Below are 26,486 nucleotides of genomic sequence, written 5' to 3'. Positions count from 1 at the left end.
TATTTTTTTAGGCAAAACCAGAAATTATGTTTAAGCATTACAGTCAAAAAAACTACTTTTTATACACCCTCACGTAATCTACCAAAAATACGTCGGGGTAAATGGTGTTTCTTAGGTCATTTTTTCCAAGGGAAGTTCCATACTTAAAATCAGGTATTCTTCAATCCGTGAAATCCCGATGGTTACTTCATAAAACTTCTATCCATCAATAAAAGAAGACAATATTCATACCCAGTTTTTTGAAAAGCTCAAAAATATCAATTTGAGAGATTATGTTTGGAGGGTGTACGAAAGTTTGTAGGTGATTAGAAAAAACAAACACATAGGCCACATAGAATTTTCACATAGCACACAAATCTAAAGGAATGCTACTAAGTCCTACATTTATTCGTACACCCTATTTAGGAACACGTTTGATTAGATAAAATAATTGGATAGTGGCTCCCACATTAAAGGAAAGCATTTCTGGCAAATAAGAAATTCCTAAACCTGTTAAGTAAGGGAATTGAGGGTTACCTATATCAGCAATAATGGCACCACCTCGAAGTAAAAATCGCGTTTCGATACGCTTGAACAGTAAAGCTGAGGTTCCAGCAAACCCCTCTAAGGCAACTCCTATACCTTGGTTGTAGGGAGTGTCTGTTTTGTACGTAGGGAAATAATTACCCTTAATTTCTAATTCACCTTTTACTGTCCCGTATGAGAATATCCCACTATAGCCGAAAAATTTTCTACTGGTTTTACTGTATTGTTCCCAACTCGTTTTAACAGAATAACCTCTAAAAGATTGTAAAAAATGATTTTGGGCTTTTCGTGACATATCTGCGTAGCCTAAACTTATACTAAAATAATGATTAGGTTTAGGGGTAAAAAATTGTATAAAACATTCCGCAATGATTGGATTTTGAAAATCAAAGCCAGATACGTAATGCGTAACATTCTTCACTACATCAATCCCAACAGCTCTTATTTTCAAAGTACTATCTTGGGCTTGAATCGAAAGAGGCATCAATACAAAAATCCAGTAACCTAATTTTTTCATAGTTCATTGATTTTGACAATAATACCACTTTCTTCTTCTGGGTAATATGATTTGGTACCACGCAAAGGAGTATAATAACTACGATATTCTACTTCAATTTGTTTGAAAGTAGTGGTGTGGGTTTTACCAGAAGTGGGTGCTTCTAAATCCAGTACATAACCACAAGTATTACTAGCAGTATAGATACGCTTTTTGTAGTAAACAGTTAATGTATCAATACGATTAGTTTGAGTAAAAATGTAAGTGGTGGAATCTGCATTGAGATTGAGAGGGAATTGCACATCCCCTTTTGGCACATCTTGTAACGCTCCCAATATAGACACTTTAGAAATAGAAACCTCTGTTTGAAAGGGGAATCGGATAGCAGCTACTGGTTCGGCTGTGATACCGCATTGCTCTCCGCAGCTACATAATAGGTAGCATAGGGCACAAATAAAGAAAATCTTCATGGTGTGATGAATTTTGGCAAGGTTACGAAATGACCGTGCAAAATGCTATTTTTCATTCTCAATTTCACAAAAACTTAATGCTATGTTTGAACACCACAGTCAAAAAGTCATTTCTCAACCTCGTTTTCAACGTCGAGTTATCAAATATGCTGCCGTAGCAGTCGGAATGATTGGAATTTCGTGGTTGATTGGGGCGATGGGCTACCACTACCTTACCGACCCGCACATGGGTTGGGTAGATTCGTTTTATAATGCGGCGATGATTTTAGGAGGCATGGGACCCGTTGATACGCTTCATTCGGACGTAGCCAAAGTTTTTGCGTCTTTCTACGCACTTTTTAGCGGAATCACCTTTTTATCAGCAACTTCGGTTCTGTTCGCCCCTTTTGTGCACCGTTTTTTACACGTTTTGCACGTCGATTCAAAAGACCAATAACCAACAGAATACCTACTTTTTATACACCCTCACGTAATCCACCAAAAATACGTCGGGGTAAATGGTGTTTCTTAGGTCATTTTTTTCCGAGGGAAGTTCCATGCTTAAAATAAGGTACTCTTCAATCCGTGAAATTCCGATGGTGACTTCATAAAACTTGTACCCATCAATAAAAAAGGTGTATTTGTCGGGCGTCCATTCCAACGCAAAAGTGTGAAACCCTTCACTCACTCCTTTGAGGTAACTTTGCATTCCGCGCGTGCTTTTTTGGTTGGGGCCATACGCCCAATGTACATTATGGGAGACAATATCCACACCCAGTTTTTTGAAGAATTCAAAAATATCTATTTCAGCTCCATAAACGGCGGGGTCTTCGCCCTTGGATATGTCAGGCGACTGAATCCAGAACGCTGCCCACACGCCTGGTGATTTCTGCAACTGCGCCCGACATTCAAAATAGCCGTATTTGGTCATCAGTTTCCCCTGAGTACCCACCGCCCCAATCAGAATGCTATCTCCTTTTTGGATAGCGTGCAATTTCAGAAAACCGTCCTTGACTTCCACCGCTTCGGGCGACACATAGCCTAAGGCGCGTGGCCCCACTCCCCTTACCGCCCATTTTTTCGGGTCGAGTTGACTCCCATTAAAATTATCTTCCCAAAACAGGGAGTATCCTAGTTTTTCGGGTGTAAACTGCTCTTGTGACATCGGCGGCTGGGCGGGACGCTGGGCGAGGCAAACCTCAACGCATAAAAAACTAAGGGAAATACAGATAAACGTTTTCATGTGAGGAAGCGTTTAAAACCCTGACAAAGCCGATTTCTTGTAACTCAACACGTATTTGCCCGAGCCAACCGTCACCGTATTGCGCTCACGACGGTTAATCCACTTGGGCTTAACCGTAGAGGCAACCAGCGCTTTTCCGTTGAAAGTAATGTTATTGGTTGGCGTAGGCGGCAAGCAAATCGTGGCTGTGGTGTTAACAGGCACTTCAATAGTCATCGTAATCAGGTCGCCCTTTTTCTGCCAAGCCGAGGTAATTGTACCAAAAACTGAACGATGCGTAGCTTTCAGCGAGTTGATATTGGCGTTCATCGGTTCGGGTTGGATGAGGAAAGTCTTAAACCCAAGCGACGTTTCTTTAATCCCTGCCATATTTTCAAACATCCACTCGCAAATAGAACCGAACGCGTAGTGATTAAATGAGTTCATTCCTGCGGGGAAACCGCCTTCTTTGGTGAAGCTGTTCCAACGTTCCCAAATCGTATTGGCACCATTGGCAATTTCAAAACCCCACGACGGATATTCTTTTTGGAATAACAACTTGTAGGCCGTTTCGCTGTAACCTGTATTTGAAAGCACGGGCAACATCGGCCGTACGCCCAAAAAACCCGTGGTGAGTTTATTGCCGTTTTTAACCACCAATTCATTCAACCATTTGGCCGCTTTGAGGGTGTGGGTACTGTCCAAAAGATTCATAAAAATTGCGTTAGCATAGGCCGTTTGGGTATGTCCCTCAAACCCTTGCTCACCGTCAACATAACCCCGACCGTCGCCGTACGCTGCGGCGTTACAAATAAATCTCCCTTCGGCGTTGGTATAATGTTTGAGAAAAGCCGCCTTCACTTTCGCATTTATCTCTTTAAAATGGCTTGCTTCTTTTTCATCGCCAATGGCCAAGGCCATTTCCTGCATCAATTGGGCGGAGTACGCGTAATACATCGTAGCCAGCATATCAGGGGGCGTTTTTTTGCCCACACTCAACCAGTCGCCAAAACCACCTTTGGGATCAACTTCGGCAAAGGCCGTTTCCTTAAACACGTATTCGCCCTTGCTTTTTGTTTCCAAAAACTGCATGAATTTCTTCATTTCCGACCAGTGCGTTTTGATGATTCGGGTGTCGCCGTAGGAGCGGAAAATTTGGTACGGATACACAATCCCCGCCTCCATCCAGCCAGGCGAATAGGTATCGGTTTTGCGAACCGACGGCGCAGGGGCGTACAGCGGATAGGCGCCGTTGGGGAGTTGAGCATCGTTGAGATCCACCACCCATTTGGTTCCAAAAGCCGCAATGTCGTTGTTGAGCGTGGCACTTTTTACGTACGCTTGGGCATCGCCCGTCCAACCGAGGCGTTCATCACGCTGCGGACAATCGGTCGGAACTTCCAGATAATTAGACTGTTGTGTCCATACAATATTATGATATAATTGATTCACAAAAGCATTATCAGTTTCAAACGTTCCTACTTGGGGGCTAGCCGACGACAGCACAAGCCCCAAAATATCTTTCATTCCGAGGCCATTTTGTAGCCCTTCGACTTGCACGTACTGAAACCCGTGGTACGTAAAACGAGGTTCGTAGATTTCACCGTTGGGGTCGCCTTTGGCAATGTACAAATCCGTACCGCGCGCCTTGCGGAGGTTTTCGGTCATAAGTTTGCCATCGGGATACAGCATTTCACCAAACCGAAAAAGGATGGAATCGCCTTTGGCCGCTTTAAAACGCACCTTGATGATGCCCGCAAAGTTTTGTCCCATGTCAATCAAATATGCCTTTGCCCCAATCTGTTTGATATTTTTGGGCGTTAAGCGGGCTACTTCCCGCACAGGGTCACCTGGGAAAGATTGAAATAGACGCTCAGCTTTCTCCGAAACGGTAATGACTTTTTTCCAAGCGGCCTCATTGTATCCCGTTTGATTCCAGCCCGTTAGCTCTTTGTTGGCATCATACACTTCACCGTTCAGAATATCCGACTCCACGATGGGGCCATAGTTGGCTTTCCACGTATTGTCAGTCGCAATCGTTTCTTTTTGGCCGTTGGTGTATTCAATTTCCAACTGTGCTTTCAGCGCGGGCACATCTCCGTAAAAGTTTTTGACAACGGGGTTTCTCACCAGCAACGCATACCCCAAATAACCCGCATACCAACCGTAAGAAAGGATAGAACCCAAGGCGTTCTTACCTAGTTTTAGGTCTTTACTTATGTCAAATGTTTGATAATAAAGGCGTTTGTTGTAGTCAGTCCAACCAGGAGTCAGGTAGTCGTTCCCGATTTTCCGACCGTTGATTTGAAATTCGTACAACCCAAGCGCCGTCACGTACAGTCGTGCTTTTTTGATAGGGCCTTTTACATCAATCTCTTTGCGAAGAAAAGGGGCGGGCGGTAGGTGGTATTCTTTTCCCTTTCCTAAATGATTCAGATTAAGCCCGATAAAACTGGCTTTCCAGTCGTTTTTTTGCAGCAAGCCCATTTCCCACCTAGCGGGTTCGCTCCACGGGCCAGCCCCATTTTTTTTATCCCAACTCCTTACTTTCCAATAGCAGATTTGGCGCGATTCCAGCGGTTTACCCGCGTATTCAATTTGGGAAGTAGCTTCACTTGCTACTTTTTTACTGTCCCACAAATCTGCTTTCCCTTCTTCCAACAGCGCCACCGAAGTCGCCACCAAAATTTGATACCCCGTTTGATATTGGCTGTTGACCGCCGAGGTCAGCTCCCAGCTCAAACGAGGCTGAGTGACGTCCGTTACGGGGTTGATTTTGTATTCGCACCGTAAATAAACGGCCTTGAGGTCGCTTTGTGCATACACGCTAACGCCCAACAGCAGGGCGGCTGCCAAGGAAAAAAATCGTTGAAACATATCAGTTAAGGGTTTTCACTACTACTACGGGCAAAGTTGAAAGAAATACTACCCACAACTATCCTTCACTACCCTACCTATCGGTTGTCAACGCACTTTTTGTTTCCAAGTTTGGTACTGAGTGCGCATGTTTTCGAGTTGAGAAAGGTAGTTTACGTCCTTGGCCCGATTGATTTTCTCATCGGGGTCGTTGCGGAGGTCGTAGAGTTCTTCGTAATTGTGCTCAATGTACTTCATGTATTTCAGGTCGTTGCGTACCACGCCTTCCACCTTGGGCAAACGAGGTGAACCCAGAAACGTGTGCTCGTAGAAAAATGCGTTTCGGGCGAGTTGTTTTGGCTTGGTCACAAGTTCCGCCAAGTTCACGCCTTGCATTTCCGCAGGCACCTGAACCCCCGCTAATGTTAAAATCGTTGGGGCAATGTCGATATTAAGCGCCAATTGATTGGAAGATTTTTTACGAAGTTGAGGAGTACGGGGGTCGTACATAATGAGCGGCACCCGAATCGACTCTTCGTGGCCAAACCATTTTCCCGACATCCCGTATTCGCCCAAATAATAGCCATTATCACCCATAAAAATAACCACGGTATTAGAAGCTAAACCTTTGTCTTGCAAGGTTTTCATCATGTTTCCAACGACTTCGTCCACGCCGCTAATCAAACGATAATACTGCCGTACGCTTTCTTGATACATTCGATTTCCGTCAAACTGAAAATACCAGCGCTCGCGGGCGATGTTTTTATCGGTTCGGAAAAAATCGGGAAACGATTGCCAGTATTTCGGGTCGGCTTTTTCGGGCTCAGGAATCGAATCGTTGGCGTACATCGGTTTGTATCGCTCTTGAACAATGAACGGGCGCGGGTCGCCGTCTTGAATGTGCGGTGCTTTAAAACTCACCGACAAGCAAAACGGCGCATCTGATTGGGTTTGCGCCAAAAACTGCTGGATGTCGTTGTTGACTTTATCGGTATGGTGAATAAAATTGCCTTCTGCGTCCTTCATTTCGTAATCGGGCTGTGGTTTTTCCGAACCCCCCCAAAAATCGAACGCATTGCTAGGTTGCGCTTTGGGTTCTCCGACGCCGTATTTTCCAATAAAACCGATTTGGTAACCTGCCTTTTTCAACAACATTGGGTAAGTATTGGCAAAGGCTGCGGGCTTAAAACTGGTATTAAAATCTTCGATTTTGTGCCTCGACATGTATTGCCCACTCAAAATACTCGCCCGACTCACGCAGCAAATGGACGTCGTGACATACGCCTTTTTGAAAAGGACGCCACGCGTGGCAAGTTGGTCTAAGTGAGGCGTTTTAATGATTCGATTTCCCATCGCCCCCAAGGCGTTCCATCGGTGGTCGTCGGTGAGGAGGAAGATGATGTTGGGCCGCGATGTAGAAGAACCCTGCTTGAACGAAAAGAAAGCAAATACGCTCAATACCAAAGGAATAAACCAACGATTGAATGATTTCATAGCAGCGCGAGGTAACTTTCCATTAGAAGTAGCAGAACGTCGAGTTTTACTTTCGCTTGGTTTCAAAGGCAACTATCTGTTGTTCAACGTAAGTATCGTTGATTTTTTGTTTTGTAAGAAATTCGTAGGCTTTTCGAGCAACAAAGTAGTTATCGCTTCGCAACAAGTCCGCAACTGCCCTATTGACTGCAAGGTCATTTACTTTTTTTAGTCTAAAAAGTTCCAATAAACTACTAACCGATTCCCCCTGAAGCGACGAAAGTGTAGAGGTCAAGAGCATCAATACCTCAGATGTCAACAAAGAGGCCGTTTTTAGCTTTTCAACAATCAGTTTTTTTATCGCATAATTATGTTTTACAAAAGCCATTGCTAACCCTCGTTGAATCAGCGGGTCAGCCACTGGCAACATCCCAATAATCCGCACCGAGAGATTGTACTGATTATTATCAATCAGCGAAATTACTTTTTCTTGCAGCAAAGCGTGTTCTGAAATAAAGGGGCCGATACGATGAACTACCCACATTTTATCCCCCAAATCGTTGCTTTCCAGAACTTTCAAAAGTAAATCAGCCGAGAGTGTTCTTGTCGTAAGCCTTTCAATTTCTCGCTGGGTTGAACCATACACAAAATGCCATAATTTATAGGTTGTGTAAGCCGCACCCTTGATGACATGATCTAATACATCGGGAGCGGTAGGCGACGAAATCGCGTCCACCTTCTCCGTATCAGGAGCGGCACGTGGTACTATCGCATTGTAGGTAAAACTTCCCAAAGGCGACAACGAGTCTCCCAAAATAGCACTTAGGCGGGTATATTCGCCAGAAGTGAATGGTTCATGATCAGTTTTACTCAAAAACTCGCCTTTGGGCAATTCAAACCCCAAATAACGCCCCGTTGTGTTCCAATAGAGCGTAACGACCAACATACGACACTTTCCATCAAAACAAACATTGCTCTGGATATGTCGAAAATACGAAACGGGGTACCCTTCTTGCGAAGTAGCTTGGAATAAAGTATCCATCCCCGTTTCTTCTCCAAAATCAACCACGTACGGCGTTATTTTAGCAATGGGCAGAGTAAGCGTAGCCGACTGAAAATAACGAATAGTTTCACCCGATTTTGAAACAAGCCAACAGCTACTCAATAGAATACTGAGTAACGCCGTTTTAAGTACTTTTTTCCGTTTCCAACGCATTTTTGTATCATTGTGAAACCGGGACAATGCCGCCGTGCTCTTCAATAAGCTGTCTAATCTCTTTGATAGATACGTCCAAAGGGCTTTTGTTTTGAAGATTGGCCAATACCGCCGCTGCTCCTGCCGCTTGCCCCATACCCATACAGGATGCTTGTACCCTCAACGCCGAATTAGCCAAACGGTCACTACTAACACAACGACCCGCTACCAAAAAATTACGGCTGTTTTTGGGCACCAACGCGCGCAACGGAACCGTCGGAACAATGCCCTCGTTCAAGTGATCGGGCACGACTCCGTTCTCATCGTGAACGTCAATCGGATAGTATGAATACGAAATCGAATCGTCGAACATTTTGCCCGTTACGTAGTCCGCATGGGTAATTTTGTAGTGACCATCAATCCGAAATGTTTCACGAACAGCCGTTTCGTTTTGCATGTCAATCAGTTTGGTTTTTTCTAACCCAGGCAACGTTCGCAAAAACCGTAGCGTATCCAATAACGCTTTCCGACCTTTCAGGTTAGCCACTGTATGCGTTTCGGAGGTAGTGGAATCAGCCCCCATAACGTGCGAAATATTGTCACCTGCCGAGCGTAAAACCCCTGCGATATTGTTACGAAAGTCGGTTTTTACCAACTCACCTTTTTGAATAGCTTCTTGGTAACGCGCTTGAATCAGCTTTAGATCCAACGATTTAAAATCATACCCTCCAATTTGAAACATTAATGAACCTGGTTGCGTCTCGGCTTCGCGTAATACAGGATAACCTGCCATTGAGGTCACAAATGCGTTTCCTGTACAGTCAATGAGTTGGTTACAAGAGATTTCGGCAATAACTCCTTTTCCCATCGTTTGCACCAGCCAACCATTTTTTTGCGGCGTTACTTTGGTAGGGGTTTCATAAAAACGCAATTGTACCCCTGCTTCTACGCACTTTTCTTCGATGAGCATGGCGTATAACTGACCATTAAGGCGCACTTGATGCCGTGGATGATTTTTGCCATGGGGAATAGAAAAATTCGGCAATTGATCATCGTTCATGGCAACGGCAGCCTGTACCAATTCCCAGCCAATCCCACTAATGACCTGTTTGCCCCACGCAAAAAAAATACCGGGAAAGGCCACACCTCCAGTAGTAGTGGTGCCGCCCAATTGGCTACCGTTTTCGACCAAAATGGTTTTACGGCCAGCACGCCCTGCCTGAATGGCGGCAATCACACCTGCTGTTCCTCCACCAACCACTAATATGTCTGTTTTTAAGCTCGTTTTTTTTACGGAATAAGGTGCTTGGAGAACCTCTCCTTTTTCTAATATGGGAGCCGACACTCCCAACGAAAGACTTCCTAATGAGGCTAAAGCCGCTCTTCGTTTCATTTTTTCCATATAGTAGTTTTTTGAAGTCCCAAGTACTAATACCCTGGGTTCTGGTCTTTGACAGGATCCATTGCTTTGTTGAAATTAAGCTCCGAAGTTGGAATCGGCCACAGCAAGTGTTTATCGGCAACGTTGACATTTTTGGCTGCTTTTATCGCCTCTTTCACTTTCCCGATTCGTTTGAGGTCAAGCCAGCGTTTGCCCAAATACAAAAATTCGTACGCACGTTCTTGAATGACAGCATCCACAAACGTAGCGGCATTGTAATCAGCCAAAACAAAATCAACCGACGACGCTGCGGTAGGGGTTTTGCCATAACCACGGCGACGAACTTGGTTCAGCGCCTCCAATGCCTGAGCTGTTGGGGCATTGTTGACACGGGTGGCCGCTTCTGCGTATATCAACAATACATCGGCGTAGGCATACACGGGGTCATCGTTTCCTGCTCCCGTTTGGCTGATGGCCTTTTGGTCAGCAAATTTGGAACTAATCACCGTATTGGCTCCTAACCCAATGTTTACTTTTTCCCAAAGCGACTTGCGAATATCAGCATCATTCCAGCCTTTATACAATGGCTCGGTTGTTTGACCATACACTACGTAAGCTCCGCCGAAATTGAACAGATTCGTACTCGGATGGTTGGTAATCCAGAGCATGTAATTGCCTTGGTCCACTTGCCGTGTGTATTTAAAATAGAAGATTTCTTCGGTAGTCGATACCAATTCTGGGCCATAGACTTTTGTTTGAAAGTCAGCTTTTGAGGCAATGGGTACCAACGAAAACTTCCCACTTTTTATCACTTCATCGGCTTTGTCACGTGCTTCGGTATATTTACCTAAAGTCAAATACACATCGGCCAAGAGTGTCTTAGCAGCCCATTTTGAAGGACGGCCTACGTTTGCAGGCTTATCGGGAAGGTTTGTTTCTGCTTCTTTCAAATCGGCTTGGATAAGTGTATATACTTCCTCAACAGTACTACGACGCAAATCAATTTGGGTCATGTTTTCCTCCGTACGAAGCGGTACTCCTGCCCAGTTACGCACCAGTTGAAAGTAGTTAAATGCGCGTAAAAACTTGGCCTCACCCACGTACTTATTGATGTCGGCGGGGCTAATCGCCTTGCCTTTTGGAGCATTCTGAATCACTAGGTTAGCATTACGAATACTTAGGTAAAACGCATTCCATAAACCAGCTACCCGACTGATGTTGGCATCGTTGAGTCCTTGGTGTTCGTGAAGAGGTGCCCAACTCCCCCGCCCGTAGGCGTAGTCTGCTTGGCACTCCAACGACGTTTCATAAACGGCGTAATTCGTACTGCGTAGAGGGCTATAAATGGCATTGGTGGCAGCCTCTACCTCTGCCGCAGTATTAAAGAAATTTTCGGCAACGATAAACTTGGGTTCTTCCTTCAATAACTGTTCGCACGACGACAGGCCAAGTACCAATACAGCTCCCAGCCATTTTTTATTCCACAGGGTTGAAGGTATTTTTATAAAAGAAGATAATGACTTTTTCATATTGCTAGGGTATTAAGCAGTGAACTGAAAAAATTAGAAACTAACACGAAGCCCAGCCGTCACCGACTTAGCCGTTGGATAACTGTTGTGGTCTATCCCTTGAATGGTTGAATTAGAGCCACCGCGTGAGTTGACCTCAGGATCCCACCATGAGTAGTTGGTGAAAGTGAGCAAGTTTTGGCCACTACCATATACTTGGGCGCTGCGAACCCACTTTACCCCCCATTTCTCAAGTGGTAAATTATACGCCAATTGAATGGTACGAAGGCGTAGGTACGAACCATCTTCAATGAAACGATTGGAAACACGCGTAGTGGTGTTGCGACTAATAATCGGATACTTCGCATTAGGCGTGCTTGGCGTCCAGTGATTATAAAGTACTTCGCGAGGCATATTCAGCCCAAAACCATAATCCATTGTATTAACAATCGAACTTACATTAAACAAATCATTGCCCTGAACCCCTTGAATGAACAAAGACAAGTCGAAGTTTTTGTAAGACATTGTCGAGTTAAAACCATAGATAAAATTAGGATTAGGGTCGCCAATGTAGGTTTTATCCGTCTGGGTAATCGTACCGTTTCCATCTAAGTCTTTGAACTTAATCGCTCCTTTTTCAGTATAACCGTCTTCTACATATCCCCAAAACTGTCCAATAGGTTGTCCTTCTCGCAAGATGCTTGTCACGTCATTGATAACGACTACGTTGACATTGCCCGTGAGAATATCCCCTCCACCGTAAAGTTTCACTACTTTGTTTCGGTTAAATGAAATATTGGCGTTGACATCCCACTTAAAAGCCCCCGTAAATAATCGGCTGTCAATGCCAAATTCAAAACCTTTATTTTGAACTTCACCAATGTTTTGAATGGTGGACGTAAAACCAAGTGACGAAGGCAAAACGACCGTATTAAGTAAATCGCGGGTATTTTTGATGTAATAATCAGCCGTTAGAAGTACCCGGTTGTTTAAAATTCCCACGTCCACTCCAATATCCTTTTGCTCCGTTGTTTCCCATTTCAGATTCCCTGGCAGGCGAGTTCCTGGAGAAAAAGTAGTAAAAAGCGCGTCGTCAAATACGGTGCGAAACGACGAAAGCTGATTGAGGGTAGCATACGGGCTAATGGCTTGGCTCCCCGTTAGCCCCCAACTTGCGCGAAGTTTTAGGTCGGAGACAAACGGGATAGTTTTCATAAACTCTTCGCTCGAAACCCGCCACGCTACGGCTCCCGACGGAAAATATCCCCACTTGTTGCCATCACTGTAGCGCGACGAGCCGTCGCGGCGAATACTGGCCGTAATCAGGTATTTATCTTTAAGATTATAATTAACTCGTCCTAAATACGACAGCAGTACACTTTTGGAATAGCCCGACTCTGGAATACCTGGCGTAATGGCCGAACCAAGACCTCCTGTTTCAATAATGTCGCTCAAAAAGCCTGTGCCCGAAGCCGAAAGCGTCGTTGTCACAAAATCTTGGTACGTAACCCCTGCTACTGCCGAGATGTTGTGCCCTTGCCCAAACGTCTTGTTGTAACTGATAGTATTTTCGTTCAGTAAGCTTGTTTGCTGCGTTGTGCTTACGCTTGCACGGCCGAGCGAATTGATGTAATTGCGCGTGGTGTAGTTATCGGTACGGTCATCGGCATTTTCAATTCCTCCTGATATTCTGACCGTGATTTCAGGAATGGGGTTATAAATCAATGCCGCATTTGCCAATACGCGGTTGGCTTTGATTCGGTTGGTCTGCTCGTTGATAAAGTTGAGCGGATTGATTAAATCAGTGGCCACAAATGGATAAGCAATCGCTAATACACGGTACGAACCATCGTCATTGTATGGCATGAGGGTAGGAGGTGCTGAAATAGCCGCCGAAATCATGGAATTTCCACGCGACCCTCCTTCACTGTCGCGGCGATCGGTTTTTAGCCTTGAAAGTGTAGTAGAAAGGTTAACACTAAACTTATCGCTTACTTTATGAGTGAGATTTGTGCGAAGTGAATAACGTTTATAATCACTGCCTTTGATAATACCATCTTGCCCAAAAAAGCTCCCCGAAACCGAAAACTGGGTTTTCTCATTTCCTCCGCTGATGTTCAAAGAAGTGGTCTTCATTGGCGCCTTCTGGAACACTAAATTCTGCCAATCGAACCCTTGCCCAAAGCCATCCAACTGTGTTTGCGTAAAATATGGAGCTAGATTATCGTTAGCGGCTTGTTTGTTGTAAAAAGTTGCATACTCATTGGCATTCATCAAATCAAGTTTGCGAATGAGGGTTTGCGATGTAAAACTTGTTTCAAAATCCACTTTTGTTTTGCCAGATTTGCCTCGCTTGGTGGTAATCAGCACAACGCCGTTTGCACCTCGCGAGCCATAAATAGCCGTTGCCGATGCGTCTTTCAGAATCTCAATACTTTCAATATCAACGTTGTTCAAAATGGTAGGATTACTACCTGTGGTCGGAAAGCCATCCACCACATAAAGTGGTTCATTGCTTCCTTGAATGGAATTTGTCCCCCGAATCCGTACACTGACGCCTCCTCCTGGCGCTCCTGTGTTTTGGGTTACTTGCACACCCGCTGCGCGCCCCGATAGAGCTTGCAATACGTTGGCCGTCGGAAATGAATTTAATTCTTTGGATTTGACCTGGGCTACCGACCCCGTCAAATCGCTTTTTTTCACCACACCATACCCCACTACCACCACTTCCTCAAGTGCTTTGGTATCTACTTTGAGTTTGATGTTGATTTGGGTACGGTTGCCCACGATTTGCTCTTGGGGCTCATATCCGACAAAACTAAATACCAACACGGCATCGCCATTAGGTACACTGAGCGAAAACTCTCCGTTGGGGTTGGTGGTGGCACCTCGTTGGGTACCTTTCAGTAAAACACTGACGCCTGGCAGCGGCTCTCCTTTTTCATTGTCCACCACCGTTCCTTTTACGACTTGGTCGGAAGGAACGGTCGCGTTTGGGACTGGCGTGGATATTTCGTCGGAAAGAGCAGCTTTTTCTGGCATTTTTTTGCGCAATAAAATCCGTGACCCCACCACCTCGTACGAAATTTGAAGAGGCTGTAACAATTCTTTGAGCACCTCTGAGAGTTTGTTGGTCGTAGCCAATGAGACTTTTTGGTCAGCTCGAATGGCGTTGGGACTATAGACAAATTTCACCCCAGCTTGTTTTTCGATGGTACTAAATACGCGCTTGATCTCGACCGCCTCAATTTTGAGCGAGATGGTCGTGTTCAGTACTTCCTGCGCTTTGGTGTCGCGGGCACTGGCCAACCCACAAAACAGGATTAGCATGGCAAGTTGAGTAACCGTCATTCTCATTGCTTTGAGCAAGAACGCTTTGGTTCGTCCATTTTTTTGCATAGTTTTAACATGTTTTTGGTTTAGAAAGACAAAAACTACCCGCGGTGGTGCTTCACGCCAATGAATTTGCACCGACCGAACGCCAATTCGGTTGCGGGTCACTCTAGGCCGACAGTGTTGCGAGCATTGTCGGCTTTTTTAGACCTTGTAGGTTTTCAAAACCTATAAGGTCTGTTTAAAACGCTTACTTACAACCTTCGCCATTGATGAACAAACTGGTACCGCGCTGTTCGTAGGTGGCATTGATAGATTTACAAATCAAATCGAGTTGGGTATGGAGTGGGAGTTCGTTCAAATCGGCCGTGAACACACACTGATTAAGGGTTTGGTTTTCAACGATTATTTGTACCCCATACGCATTTTCCAGTTTTTTGAGGACTTTGGGCAAGGGCGTTTCTTCAAATACAAACAAAGACGGCGTGGAAGGAACATGAATCACCACGGGCCGTTCGATTAGGCTCGGCGTGAGCTTCCGAGAGGTTTTATCAAACGTAATTTTTTGGTTCGGAGTCAAAATTACCCCGTTTCGCTGGAGTGATTTTTTGGTCGAATTTTCATAGACCGATACGCGCCCCGTCGCTACTACAACCTCAATGGCCTGAGATTCTTCGTACGATTTTACCGTAAAACTTGTCCCAAGTACTTCGGTCACTAGCTCGCCAGCGTGTACGACAAAGGGCTTGGTTGGGTCGTGCTTTACCTTAAAAAATGCCTCCCCTTTCAGAAAAACGCTGCGGTTTTTTTGCCCAAAATGCTCAGGGTAAGTAACACTGCTGTTGGTTTTCAACAGCACAATGCTGCCATCTTCCAGTTTTATTTCTCGCGGATTGGCCGCGGTATTTTTTACTTCAATGCCGTTGGGCGTTTCTATCAATGGGTTAATAGCCACATCGTTTACGTCTATGCGACGGGTATTCCACCAAAAAACGCCTGCCATGACAATCACCGATGCCGCCGCTGCCCAGCTCACCCAACGCCACCGTGGACGAACAATGTCGGCTTCGGACACCCAAACTGTTTGCTGGATATTTTGCCAAAGCCGTTTTTTAACGCTGTTTTTTTCTAGTTCTTCCAACGTGAGCGATGTATTCTGGAGTAAATGAGCCTGCCAATCATGAATCAGTTTTTCCTCGTCGGGCGTGCAATCCCCCGCGAGGTACTTTTCAAGCAACTGATTAAATTCGTGTTGGTTCATGTGTTTGGTTTGTTATGAAGAAATGGGTGGATTAATTGTCAGAATGAAAAGCTTTCAAATGTTCTTTGAGCACTTTTAGCGATTTGGTAATGTGATACTCAACCGCCTTTTCGGATAAATTTAATTGCCGAGCGATTTCCTTGACCGATTGGTTTTCGAAGCGACTTAACTTGAAGACTTCTACACTTTTTTCGGGCAATTTTTTCATTGCGTCTTCCACGGCTTTCGACAAATCGGCAAATTGGACGCTTTCGTCGGTCGCGTACGACTGGCGGATTTCGTTAAAAATCAGGTATTCTTGAAATTTTCGCTGGGTGATTTGCGACTTGATATAATTCGTACTCAGGTGCTTGATTGAAACCACCAAATACGCACTCAAATGACGTATCACACTCACGTGGCGTTTTTGCCAAAGGCTTTCAAACAGGTCTTGTACCAATTCTTCTGCTTCTTCGCGGGTGCCTGTTTCGTGGTAGGCCACTCCCAATAATTTATACCAATAGCGGTTGTAAATCTCCTCAAAAGCGCCTTGGCTATCGCTCCTCAGAAAATCGACTAATTGGTCATCGGAAAAGGTTTGGTACTTCATAGCATGGTGTTCGGTTAGTGTATAGTCAAACAAGTCGCCAAAATCCCTAGAATGATTTTAAAAAATCTTCAAAAATTAATATATACTCACCCAACACCACACAAAAAATCCCTGCTACTTCGAGTAGCAGGGATTTTCGTAAGCAAGGTATTATAACGACTAACGCGGTGTCACGTACTGATCCCAGTTGACTTCCGCTTGCGGACGCGCCAATTGTTTGAAGATGGTTCCACGGTCAAGGCTTACGTCAACGTTGGTGGCATTAAGGCGGTCGTAACGGCGCAAGTCAACCCAACGATGGCCCCAAGGCTCTCCCCAAAGCGAATAGCGGCGTTGGAACAAAATTTCGTCGATGAGGGCTTCTTTGGTGGTCGCGCCTGTGTAGTTCCCAATTCCAGCAGCCGTACGGATGCGGTTGATGGCCGCCACTGCTTCGGTCGTTCTATTAAGTTGGGCGTTGGCTTCGGCAGCGATAAGCACCAGTTCTTCATTACGGAAAAACTTAATTTCGCTGGTATTCGCTGCATATCGGTTGTCTTGGTACTGACCCGCAAGCGGCGTTCCGTCGGAAGTAACCGAAACAGCAGCTGTACGGCGGAAGAACTTCGCACGTACACGGGCATCTCCTGCGATTGTGTCACGCAGTACCGACGGATGCACAACCACCATCGTGTTGGTGGCAGCATTTCTCACAAAAAACAACGGATTAAACGCATCTGGTGGTGCACCGTAGGTGTGAGCAGGCCCTGCTTCAAGGCTACCCGTAGCACTGTAAAACGACGCGTTGACGGCGTCCAATGCTCCTTGCCAATCTTGACGATAAAGGGCCAAACGGGCTGCAATCGCACGGTTCATTTGACGAAGCGCCGCAATCGTTCCGAAACCGTTGCCCGTAAAACCTGTTGTCAAACGCAAGGGAAAGTTACCCGTTCCACCACCGCCGAGTTCGGTATTTCCTTCGTCCAAAATACGTTTGATTTGCGTAAACGATTCTGCCAATGGCAAAAATGGCCCTGGGTTTTGTACATTTTTAACATCAATCCGAATACCATTTTCGTATTGCCCCATGGCCACAATCATAAACTGGTACGCCATAATCGTTTTGGCAAAGCCCGAAATCGCATTTTTTTCTTCGGTTGTAAACGTATTGGTATTGTTCACTGCGTCAAGAACCGTCTGAGCCTGACGAATCGCAAAATAAGGTTGCTGGTAAGTATTCAAATATCCAAACATATTGGGCGTTGCCTGGCGGCCGTTCATTCCGAGCCAGTCGGTTTGCCAACGCGGGTCAGAAGCGTTTAGATACCAAAGTTCCCGCCCTAATGTTCCAAATAGCGCTGTTACTGTAAAAAGGTAATCACGGTGACGCGACTCAAGCCCCGTTACTAAGTTTTGCACTTGCGTCCGCGACGCATTTTGGCTCACACTTCCCAATGAAGGGTTGTTGGGATCATTGGGCGTATCGAGGGTAAAAAAGTTACACGAACTCATCGTCAACAACAGCCCTGCAAAAACCGAGTTTATATTTTTCATTGTCTTTATCATGTTTTAAAATTCAACAACTAAATGACCAAAAAAGCGGCGCTGCGTAGGATACGGAGCAATGTCAACGCCTGACGCTACTGCCTGCAACCCGAACGTAGAAGTTTCGGGGTCATAACCGCGGTACTTGGTAAATGTCAATGGGTTTTGGCAAGAGAAACCTACTTTCACCCGTGATATTTTGTTATTGAACCATTTACTCAACGAATTAGTAGGCACAGTGTAATACAATGCCGCCTCGCGCAAACGAAGGTAGGTAGCATCTTGTACCCAGCGGTCAGCTCCATTGTGCGGCGCCAAACCACGCTGACGGCCATTAGGAGTACCGTCGTTATTATCGTCATCGTCCCAGTCAGGAGAGGTTCCACCACCATCCCACAAAAACTCCGTCAAGTTGATGTTATCGCCACCTTTTTTCCAATGCCAAAGCATATTGAAATCAAAGTTTTTCAAAAAGTTGATTTCATTGCTCCATGACATCTGGAAGTCGGGCTGGTTGTTACCCAGCACAAATGCGCCAGTCGCAACTCCATCAGTATTAAGGGGCGTATCGTTAGCATCACGTGCGGGGCGCGTTCCTACGATGGTTGTAGGCGAGAAGCCTTCTTGGTACAAAAACGTACCCAATGTCACCCCAAACGCTCCTGAATTATAAGCAGGAATACCCAATTTAGTAAGAAGGATGTCATTTTTCCACCACAATACGCGTGAGCTCCAGCGAATTTTTTCTTTTTGAACAATGGTTGCCCCCAACGAAAGTTCTACCCCACGGTTTTGAAGCTGGGCCAAGTTCGTAGGAATGGTGCTAATCCCCACGGCAGGCGAAAGCTGTAGGTTTTGGATATTGCTACGCGTTTGTTTGTCATAGTAAGTTGCTTCAAGTTGGATTCGGTTATTGAATAATCCTAAGTCCAATCCAAACTCCAACTCACCCGCACGCTCAGGTTCGATGGCTGCGTTCCCTGCCGCAGTCGTTACGACTGAGCCGAGCAAGCCACCAATGTTTGCAGAGTTAAGCGGCGTAAAAGTTGTTCCAAAACCTGGTACCCCCGCCGTTTCACCGTACGCTACACGGGGCTTAATTTGTGAGAAAATAGAAGACAAATTAGAAGAACGAATAAAGTCGAAGTTGGCTACGTTGATGGCCAACGATGCTTTTGGGAAAGCCCAAAACTTGTTAGCGTCACCGATGAGGGTTGATTTATCCAAACGTACCCCCGCCGTAGCGATGATTTTATCGTCCCAGTTAGCTTCTTGCTGAATAAACGTCCCGACGTCGGTAATGCTCTGAAAGCGTTGATCAAAAATCTCTTGTACCGTTCCTTGACGCAAGTTGGTTTGCCCCCCTGCCAAACCGCGTGAACGGTTCAACAAACGGTCTTCGCGAAAATTAAGACGAACCGCCCCTGCTTGCGATGTAAGATTGACTTTTCCAATGTTCCAGTTAAAAACCAACGCAGCTTGCAAGTTGGTATTGACGTTTTCGGTTTTTCCCCAAATCACATCCCCAGGGTTTCCTTGGGCGCGTTGGAACTGCAAATCTTCAGGAAGATAGACAAACGTCGTGCCTTGGGTGTAGTCAAAACCTCCTTGCCCCACGAGTTTGAGCAATGCTTTTTCTGATTTGTAGAGATTGGCCGTCAGGTTGAACGACTGAATAAAACGGTTGACATTCGTGTTGTTGATGCCACGGTCTGTCACTGCTACGGGGTTTTCGGCAAAATAAGGGTTATCGGGATAGCGACCACTTGCATCTGGGAACAGATTAAAGTAGTTTGGCACGTACGCAATGTTATACCCGATACTTGCCCCTGAGTTGTTTTGGTTTCCCGTAAAACCACGGTCAGAGTTGGTATTGATGTAATTTGAACCTACTGAAAGGGTAATGTCGTTGGTGAGTTTATGGTCGATATTAGCCCGTAGAGAATAGCGTTTAAAGCCCGTGCGACGAATAATCCCTTTTTCATCCGTCAACGCACCCGAGATAAAGAACTTCGTTTTTTCGTTACCTCCCGAGATACCCAAGCGGGTATTAGAAAGCGGGGCGGTGTTTCCGTAAAAATACTTTTCATAGTCCCACGTTTGACCGTTCGCTGCGCGAAAACGTTCTAGTTCGATGGGGCGACGAGCGGCCGCAAAAAACGTATTGATTTTGGCTTCGCTCCAGTTGTCCACCCCAAACAAGCGCTGAGGTGTCGCCATTCCATAATCTTGGGCAAACGAAACTTTGGTTTTACCCGCACTTCCGCGTTTGGTTGTGATGATGATAACCCCCGCATTGGCACGTGTACCATAGATAGCCGCCGCCGACGGGCCTTTGAGTACCTCTACGTTTTCGATGTCGTTGGGGTTTAAGTCCGAAATACGGTTAGAGGCGTCGTCTTGGGTTTCTGCCCCTGCGCCCGTCACCGAAGCACGTCCCGAGCGGTTTACAGCATTGTTGGCATAAACTCCATCAATGATGTAAAGCGGCTGTGATGCCCCCACCAGCGACGAAATCCCACGGAGCTGTACCGAAACCCCACCACCTGGCGCACCACCGTTGGTGTTCATGTTGACCCCTGCCAGTTTTCCATAGAACGCATTATCTACGGTCTGAATTTGGGTGGTTCCCATCAATTCTTTGGCCGAAATTGTTGCCACCGCGTTGGCCAAGTTAGAACGCTTAATGCTCGATGCCAAACCCGTAACGACCACTTCTTGGAGATTTGACACGTCTTCCGTCAGGGTTACATCAATGGTACTGTTGTTTCCAACTGCTACCTCTTTTGACTGAAATCCAATAGACGAGAAGACAAGAATGGCATTCTTTTGATTCAGGGTAATAGAATACATACCATCCCCCCCACTGACCGTCCCAACGGTTGTTCCTTTTACAACCACGTTTGCACCTGGAATGGGCGACCCATCCGATGACTTGACCGTTCCGCCGATTTTGGTTTGGGCTACTGCAACGAACGACAGCAGCCACATCCCCATAGCAAAAGCGAATTTTGCCACTGAAGAATCAGTAGATTTGAACATAGATTTGGTGTTTAATTTAGTTTAGTTAATTAGTTAGTATAGTCAACTCAACAACAATAGCGAATGCTTAATTGTTTTAACACCCATTTGGTTTTAAACCATCGAAGAATTTTATGCTGTTGCGGGAGAGTTGCGGAGGCAATAATATTCAAATAATTCTATTTAAGAAAAGATTTGAACTAGATTTATATTTCAAACAGAAGAAAATATGGGAAATATCAAAAAAGAACAAAGCGCCCTTGTTTCAACAAAGGCGCTTCAATAAAAGGCATAATCTAGTTACAAACTTTTCAAATAAGCAATGCTCTTGGGAACTTGCTGACTCCAAATAGGACTTTCATCCTCAATAAAATAATGTTTAATGCCAATCTTTTTTGCCTCACGAATTACCCCAACCACATCGACTTGTCCCGTTCCTAAAACGACATCATTTTCAAGAGCTGTACCTCCCGTCAAATCACCCTTTACTCCTTTGCGAAGGTCTTTAAGGTGAACCAGCTTGAAACGGTTTCCGTATTTTTTTAATAAACTTACAGGCTCTGCTCCGCCGTGAAATGCCCACAAAATATCTATTTCAAACGACACATAATCGGGGTTGGTGTTTTTGACGATGTAGTCAAAAAGCGTTCCTCCTTCGTACGGCTGAAACTCGTAGCCGTGATTGTGGTAGCAAAACGTGATGCCGTTTTCTTTTAACACCTTACCAATGCGGTTGAAGTCTTCCACAGCTTTTTTGGCTTCTTCAAACGTAAAGCCTCCTTTTACTTTATGCGGAATCCAGGCACACATCAAGAATTTTGAGCCCAAAACCTTGGCCGTTTCGGCTGCTTTTTGGGGGTCTTTGACCAATTCATCATAGCCTCCGCCTGTTCCCACAATGCTGATTCCGCGTTCTTCGCACATTTTCCGAAACTCGGCAGGAGTCGTTCCTTTTTGTGCTCCGCCTTCGAGTTCGGTGATACCAAGCGATTTGAGGGTATCCAATGTCGCAGCTACGTTTTTAGGAAAACTCGCCCGATAGGTATAGGCTTGCATACCAATGGGAAACGAATATAATTTTCCTTTTTGGGCTAGGCTTTCGCCTGCGATGCTCATCAATGAGAGCAGTACGCCTCCCATTAAGCTTAATTTTTTCATCATTTTTGAAGTTAAGAGCGTTTACTACAAAAGGTATTTTCTGGTAACGTTTACTGTTTTTCTGTGTGCATTCCATCTGTGGGTTTCTGTGTGAAAATGTTTTTCTCGCAGATTGGCGCAGATGGAATACCCGCAGATTGACGCGGAAGTTAATCTTTGAAGTATTTGTCCAAAACCTCTTTAGGCTGCCACTGATCAGGCTTCCGTACCACATTTTTGTAATCAAACACTTGAGGGAGAATTTCTGAAGCAGTTAGTGGTGCCGTGTCGCCGTAAAACTGTTGCTGTTTACGCAAGTCGTCGGTCATTGCTTTTATTTTTTCGGCGTACTCGGGTTTGTCGGCCAAGTTATTCAATTCATAAGGGTCAGACTGAAGGTCGAACAACTGCGTATAATCCACCTGAGGATAGCGAATTAACTTCCAACGGCGGTCACGCAGGGTGCGTATCGACGAGCGATAGGCCGTAAACACCTGTTCTCGCACCGATTTTGTTTGTTTTTGTAAAATGCCTGAGATGTCTTTTCCTTCCAAATCTTTCGGCGCAGTGACTCCTAGTTGTTGGCAAAACGTAGGAAACAAATCAAATAAATACACAAAGGCATCGCTGCGTTGTCCTTTGGGGATACCTTTTCCGCTCACAATCAGCGGCACTCTCATGCTGTGTTCGTATAGGTTTTGTTTTCCCAACAGCCCGTGGCTTCCCATCGCTAAACCGTTGTCGGCCGCAAAAACAATGAGGGTATTTTTGTCCAATCCTTTTTCTTTGAGTTTCGCTAAAATCTTTCCAATCGCCTCGTCGAGGTGGGTAATCATGGCGTAATATTCGGTCAACTGTGCTCTGATAATCTCGGGCGTACGCGGAAAAGCCGCCAACATCTCATCGCGTTCGCTCATGCTACTGCCAAAATGGAACGGGTGAGCAGGCATAAAATTGGGCGGAAGCGGTGAAGTTCCGTAGCGTTTGAGGTAGTCGGGCAAAGGTGAGCGCGGGTCATGGGGAGCCGTGAATGCCACGTAAGTCACAAAAGGTTTCGCGGACGTTTGTTTCTCCAAGAAGTCAATCGCCGTCTGGGCGAAATGATCGGTTGAAAATCCTTTTTTTACGGGTTCGGTGAAAGTACCATCGGCTTTGAGGTCGCACATGGGGGTTTGATAATGATCCGCCATTCCACCCAACATGACGTTTTTAGCCTCCATAAAACTTGCCCCAACTGCTTCGGGCTCGTTGTGCCATTTGCCCGTCATAAACGTATGATACCCTTGCTGACGCAGGAGCATAGGCCACGTCGTTACGCCTTTGAGCCTGTCAGTCACCCGAAAATACCCTTTTCCGCTCATCAGCATCGCTCGACTTGGGGCACAAATCGCCCCGTGCAGCCCACCCAAAATATGGGCTTCGCTGAATAAAGTCCCGTTTTGGGCAAGTTGGTCGAGGTAGGGGGTTTTGACGTAGGGGTTTCCGTAGCAACCCAACGCGTCGGCACGGAGGTCATCGGCAAAAAGAAACAAGATGTTGGTTTTGGGAGATTGTGCCAACGTCTGTTCGGCTACGAAAAAGCCAAGGGCAAAAAGTACAATTCGGAACATATGAAGGAAAGAAAGGGGTAAGGTTCTTATTTTATAAAGTACAAAACCGCCTTTTATACCTAAGTTAAACACATAGTTCACATAGAGTTTTCACAATAGGTACATAGCCATATAGTATGTTTTCTAGGTGTATATGCTCATGTGCCCTATGTGTTTTAAAATCAATGGCTCAAAAGGCATTACTTAGCCGTTCCGAAAAGCTGCTTCAATTGGTCAAGCACTTGCCCACCTCCAGCAATCGAAATGGTGTTGATTTTATCGGCAATTTTCTCGACATACTCCATTTCTTTTAGGCGGAACAACATTTCGTTTTCCTCCATCAGTTTAGCGGTATTGAGTAAGCTACGCATCGAAGCGGTTTCTTCTCGGCGCATAATGATGTTGGCTTGGGCTTTTTTCTCCGCTACCAACACTTGGTTCATGATTTCTTTCATATCGCCTGGCAAAATCACATCCCGAATACCACAGCCAACGAGGGTGAAGCCTAGTTTGGCTACTTTATCGGCGGTTGCGGCTAAAATGAACTCTGAAATCACCTCTTTTTTCTCAAGCAATTCGTCCAAAGACAGCGTCCCGATGTACTCGCGCAACGCCAATTGCATAAGAATATACAGCTGTTTATCAACCTCTTTGTTCTCCACAAGTACCTTCATCACGTCAGCGACTTTGTATTGAACATGAAAGTTGACGCGCAACGACGCTTTGTCTTTGGTCAAAATCTCCTGCCCCGCTACCTCTAGTTGTAACTGACGCATATCGACTTTTGAAACAAAAACCGATAGGTTGTTTCGCCACCAGTAATAGGTGCCCGCTTCTAACATCTTTTGCAGCTTACCATCCACAAAAAGCAACCCTTTTTCGTAAGGCTCGACGGTGTAAGTACGCATATACGTTAGTACCTCTTTGGCAGCAAGTGCGGCCAAATCAATCTCCTCGGTGATTTCTACTTTGCTTAAGTCCACCCGAACGTAGTGATAGTTGATGATGCTTTTCCAAAACGCATAACGCCCTGGCTTGAGCACCGTTTTGAAGAGCTCGTTCTCGTACTGCAACACAATCTCGTTGTCTTTTACCTCAACCACGTCGAGCATAGCTGCCAACGTGTTGTCTTTCAGTAAAATATCTAACGCGCAAGGCGCTACGAAAGGCTGAGTAGTATTGTATATTTTCACGGTCTTGAAAGGCGACAACCAGTGTGTGCCCTCCGTAATCGCTTTTACGTACGTTTCATCCCGAAAAACTAGCCCTACTTGGTAGGCGTTGATGCGAACAATTTTCATAATTTTAAGCATTAATGATGACTGTTTCAGTTTAGCTTCAGGGTAAAAAACACTTCGTTTTTTGAAGGCGGAATCGGGCTTTTGTCTTTTTTGTTTAGGATTGTTTTCAACGGTTTTCCTTGGTTTTCCAAACAGCGTAATGCTTGTTTGTCAAACCAAGTTTGCTCGTCAAAAAGAACCTCAAACGCGAAAAACGGCATTGTCCCGTTTGCTGGCTTTCTCCAAACTGTGATAGGCTTGATGCCCGTCACAGAAGCGTTTTTTGCCCTTATTAGCCCGATGGTGACCATTTTTGGTGAAGCGGCCTTCTTCTACGTCTGTTACTCTACCCAGCTGAGTTACATGGCTTGCGCCAAGGAGGGATTCGAACCCTCGACCCACAGTTTAAGAGTCAAATTAGGGTGATTTCGACAGCATACCGTGCGATACTTCGGCGGCACTATGTGGCGATGAACACCAGCATCAGGTTCGTTATCATTAACTTGACGATACAAAGGTTGATGCCATCTGCGCAGTCTTTTTGCGTAGTTGAAATTATTTTCGGAAATTTTCAAAAAAACTGGTTTATCCCATGCCCGCCAACCGCAACGCCCTTATAAGATACAAGACCATTGACGCTTGTTTGCGTAACCGCTACCGCAAATGGACGCTCGAAGACCTCATTGAAAAAGTCTCCGAAGCCATGTATGAGTACGAAGGAATGGACAAAGGCATCAGTCGCCGCACGATTCAGGCAGACCTTCAAATGATGAGAAGCGATAAGTTGGGGTACTTCGCACCGATTGTGGTGGTTGACAAGAAATATTACACTTACGAAGACCCAACTTATAGTATAACCCAAATTCCCCTAACGGAGCTAGACTTACAACGGATGAACGAAGCCGTGGAGGTGTTGCGTCAGTTTAAGGGATTTTCGCATTTTCAACAGCTTACGGATGTTATTCAAAAGCTAGAAGGGCACGTATATGCGGCCAAACACCATCAGCAAACTGTCATTGATTTTGAGAAGAATGAAAACCTACGGGGGTTGTCGTTTTTGGAGACCTTGTACCAAGCCGTGGTGCGGCAGAAGGCGGTTTCGATGACTTACCAATCGTTTCGAGCCAAAGAAGCCAACCAATTTACGTTTCATGTGTGGTGGCTCAAAGAGTACAAAAACCGTTGGTTTGCAGTTGGAGTCAAAAACCACCTTTCCGAAGTTCTTCACTTGGCACTCGACCGAATCATTGAATGTAGTATCGACGAAGACAAGCCCTTTCGAGCCAACGAGCACCTACAGCCCGAAGCGTTTTATCAGCACGTCATTGGCGTGACGGTCAGCCCTAATCAGCGCCCCCGACGAGTGCGGCTTTGGGTGGCTGCGGCCCACGCACCTTACTTAGAAACCAAGCCATTGCACAGTTCGCAAGTAACGTTGGAGCGTCAACAAGAAGGGATTGTATTTGAGCTTTTTGTCCAACTCAACTTTGAATTAGAAAAAGAAATTTTAGGATTCGGGGAAATTATCAAAGTCCTGTCACCCGATGCCCTCCGTAAACGCATTCAACAGCGTTTGAAGGAAGGTGCTGAAAATTACGGGTAAATACTTTTATTCTAAAACACATAGGACACAAATAGAATAAACAC

General features: G+C 45.5%; 18 protein-coding genes. 2 read left to right on the top strand and 16 right to left on the bottom strand.

The window, feature by feature from the left end:
- Positions 1–397: 397 nt before the first annotated feature.
- Together DTQ70_RS28450 and DTQ70_RS28445 are read right to left on the bottom strand one after the other, a co-directional pair.
- Positions 398–1,042 carry a hypothetical protein gene (locus DTQ70_RS28450; RefSeq protein ID WP_122933955.1) on the bottom strand — a complete coding sequence of 215 codons (645 nt, stop codon included), beginning with the start codon at positions 1,040–1,042 and terminating at the stop codon, positions 398–400.
- Positions 1,039–1,491, bottom strand: a complete 453-nt coding sequence (locus DTQ70_RS28445) for a DUF6452 family protein (protein WP_164490255.1) — start codon at positions 1,489–1,491, stop codon at positions 1,039–1,041. The genes DTQ70_RS28450 and DTQ70_RS28445 overlap by 4 nt, the downstream gene beginning before the upstream one ends.
- 82 nt (positions 1,492–1,573) lie before the next feature.
- Here DTQ70_RS28445 and DTQ70_RS28440 point away from each other — a divergent pair, with 82 nt between their 5' ends.
- Complete coding sequence (locus DTQ70_RS28440; RefSeq protein WP_122933953.1) at positions 1,574–1,927, top strand: hypothetical protein; 354 nt, start codon at positions 1,574–1,576, stop codon at positions 1,925–1,927.
- A 12-nt stretch (positions 1,928–1,939) separates the two neighbouring features.
- Here the strand turns inward: DTQ70_RS28440 and DTQ70_RS28435 are convergent, their stop codons facing one another.
- The 14 genes from DTQ70_RS28435 to DTQ70_RS28370 form a co-directional block, all read right to left on the bottom strand.
- On the bottom strand, positions 1,940–2,713 hold the full coding sequence (locus DTQ70_RS28435) for a family 16 glycosylhydrolase (RefSeq protein WP_122933952.1): 774 nt from the start codon (positions 2,711–2,713) through the stop codon (positions 1,940–1,942).
- Between the two features lie 12 nt (positions 2,714–2,725).
- Positions 2,726–5,569 (bottom strand): alpha-L-rhamnosidase, encoded by a 2,844-nt coding sequence (locus DTQ70_RS28430; RefSeq protein ID WP_122933951.1) that lies wholly within the window; start codon positions 5,567–5,569, stop codon positions 2,726–2,728.
- Positions 5,570–5,656: 87 nt separating this feature from the next.
- The gene (locus DTQ70_RS28425; RefSeq protein WP_122933950.1) at positions 5,657–7,042 is read right to left on the bottom strand and encodes a sulfatase; all 1,386 of its coding nucleotides are present in this window, start codon (positions 7,040–7,042) and stop codon (positions 5,657–5,659) included.
- Between the two features lie 46 nt (positions 7,043–7,088).
- On the bottom strand, positions 7,089–8,237 hold the full coding sequence (locus DTQ70_RS28420; protein WP_122933949.1) for a hypothetical protein: 1,149 nt from the start codon (positions 8,235–8,237) through the stop codon (positions 7,089–7,091).
- 7 nt (positions 8,238–8,244) lie between these two features.
- Positions 8,245–9,618: an FAD-dependent oxidoreductase gene (locus tag DTQ70_RS28415; RefSeq protein WP_122933948.1), complete on the bottom strand. Its 1,374-nt coding sequence runs from the start codon at positions 9,616–9,618 to the stop codon at positions 8,245–8,247.
- 26 nt (positions 9,619–9,644) lie between these two features.
- Positions 9,645–11,126 carry a RagB/SusD family nutrient uptake outer membrane protein gene (locus DTQ70_RS28410; protein ID WP_122933947.1) on the bottom strand — a complete coding sequence of 494 codons (1,482 nt, stop codon included), beginning with the start codon at positions 11,124–11,126 and terminating at the stop codon, positions 9,645–9,647.
- 33 nt (positions 11,127–11,159) lie between these two features.
- Positions 11,160–14,504 carry a TonB-dependent receptor gene (locus DTQ70_RS28405; protein WP_229600028.1) on the bottom strand — a complete coding sequence of 1,115 codons (3,345 nt, stop codon included), beginning with the start codon at positions 14,502–14,504 and terminating at the stop codon, positions 11,160–11,162.
- A gap of 184 nt (positions 14,505–14,688) precedes the next feature.
- Positions 14,689–15,699, bottom strand: coding sequence for a FecR family protein (locus tag DTQ70_RS28400; RefSeq protein WP_122933946.1), 1,011 nt, complete (start codon positions 15,697–15,699; stop codon positions 14,689–14,691).
- Between the two features lie 31 nt (positions 15,700–15,730).
- The gene (locus tag DTQ70_RS28395; RefSeq protein ID WP_122933945.1) at positions 15,731–16,288 is read right to left on the bottom strand and encodes an RNA polymerase sigma-70 factor; all 558 of its coding nucleotides are present in this window, start codon (positions 16,286–16,288) and stop codon (positions 15,731–15,733) included.
- A gap of 159 nt (positions 16,289–16,447) precedes the next feature.
- Entirely contained in the window at positions 16,448–17,821 is a 1,374-nt protein-coding gene (locus tag DTQ70_RS28390) for a RagB/SusD family nutrient uptake outer membrane protein (protein WP_122933944.1), read from the bottom strand.
- Between the two features lie 15 nt (positions 17,822–17,836).
- Positions 17,837–20,854, bottom strand: a complete 3,018-nt coding sequence (locus tag DTQ70_RS28385; protein ID WP_122933943.1) for a SusC/RagA family TonB-linked outer membrane protein — start codon at positions 20,852–20,854, stop codon at positions 17,837–17,839.
- 279 nt (positions 20,855–21,133) lie between these two features.
- On the bottom strand, positions 21,134–21,991 hold the full coding sequence (locus DTQ70_RS28380; RefSeq protein WP_122933942.1) for a sugar phosphate isomerase/epimerase: 858 nt from the start codon (positions 21,989–21,991) through the stop codon (positions 21,134–21,136).
- Between the two features lie 149 nt (positions 21,992–22,140).
- Entirely contained in the window at positions 22,141–23,580 is a 1,440-nt protein-coding gene (locus DTQ70_RS28375; RefSeq protein ID WP_122933941.1) for a sulfatase-like hydrolase/transferase, read from the bottom strand.
- A 179-nt stretch (positions 23,581–23,759) separates the two neighbouring features.
- Positions 23,760–24,860 carry a slipin family protein gene (locus DTQ70_RS28370; protein WP_122934595.1) on the bottom strand — a complete coding sequence of 367 codons (1,101 nt, stop codon included), beginning with the start codon at positions 24,858–24,860 and terminating at the stop codon, positions 23,760–23,762.
- Positions 24,861–25,431: 571 nt separating this feature from the next.
- Between DTQ70_RS28370 and DTQ70_RS28365 the strand changes: the two genes are divergently transcribed.
- Entirely contained in the window at positions 25,432–26,442 is a 1,011-nt protein-coding gene (locus DTQ70_RS28365; protein WP_122933940.1) for a YafY family protein, read from the top strand.
- The last annotated feature ends 44 nt before the right edge of the window (positions 26,443–26,486 follow it).

It is taken from the genome of Runella sp. SP2 (genome assembly GCF_003711225.1).
Lineage (GTDB): Bacteria > Bacteroidota > Bacteroidia > Cytophagales > Spirosomataceae > Runella.
This window is presented reverse-complemented; position numbering and strand designations above follow the sequence as displayed.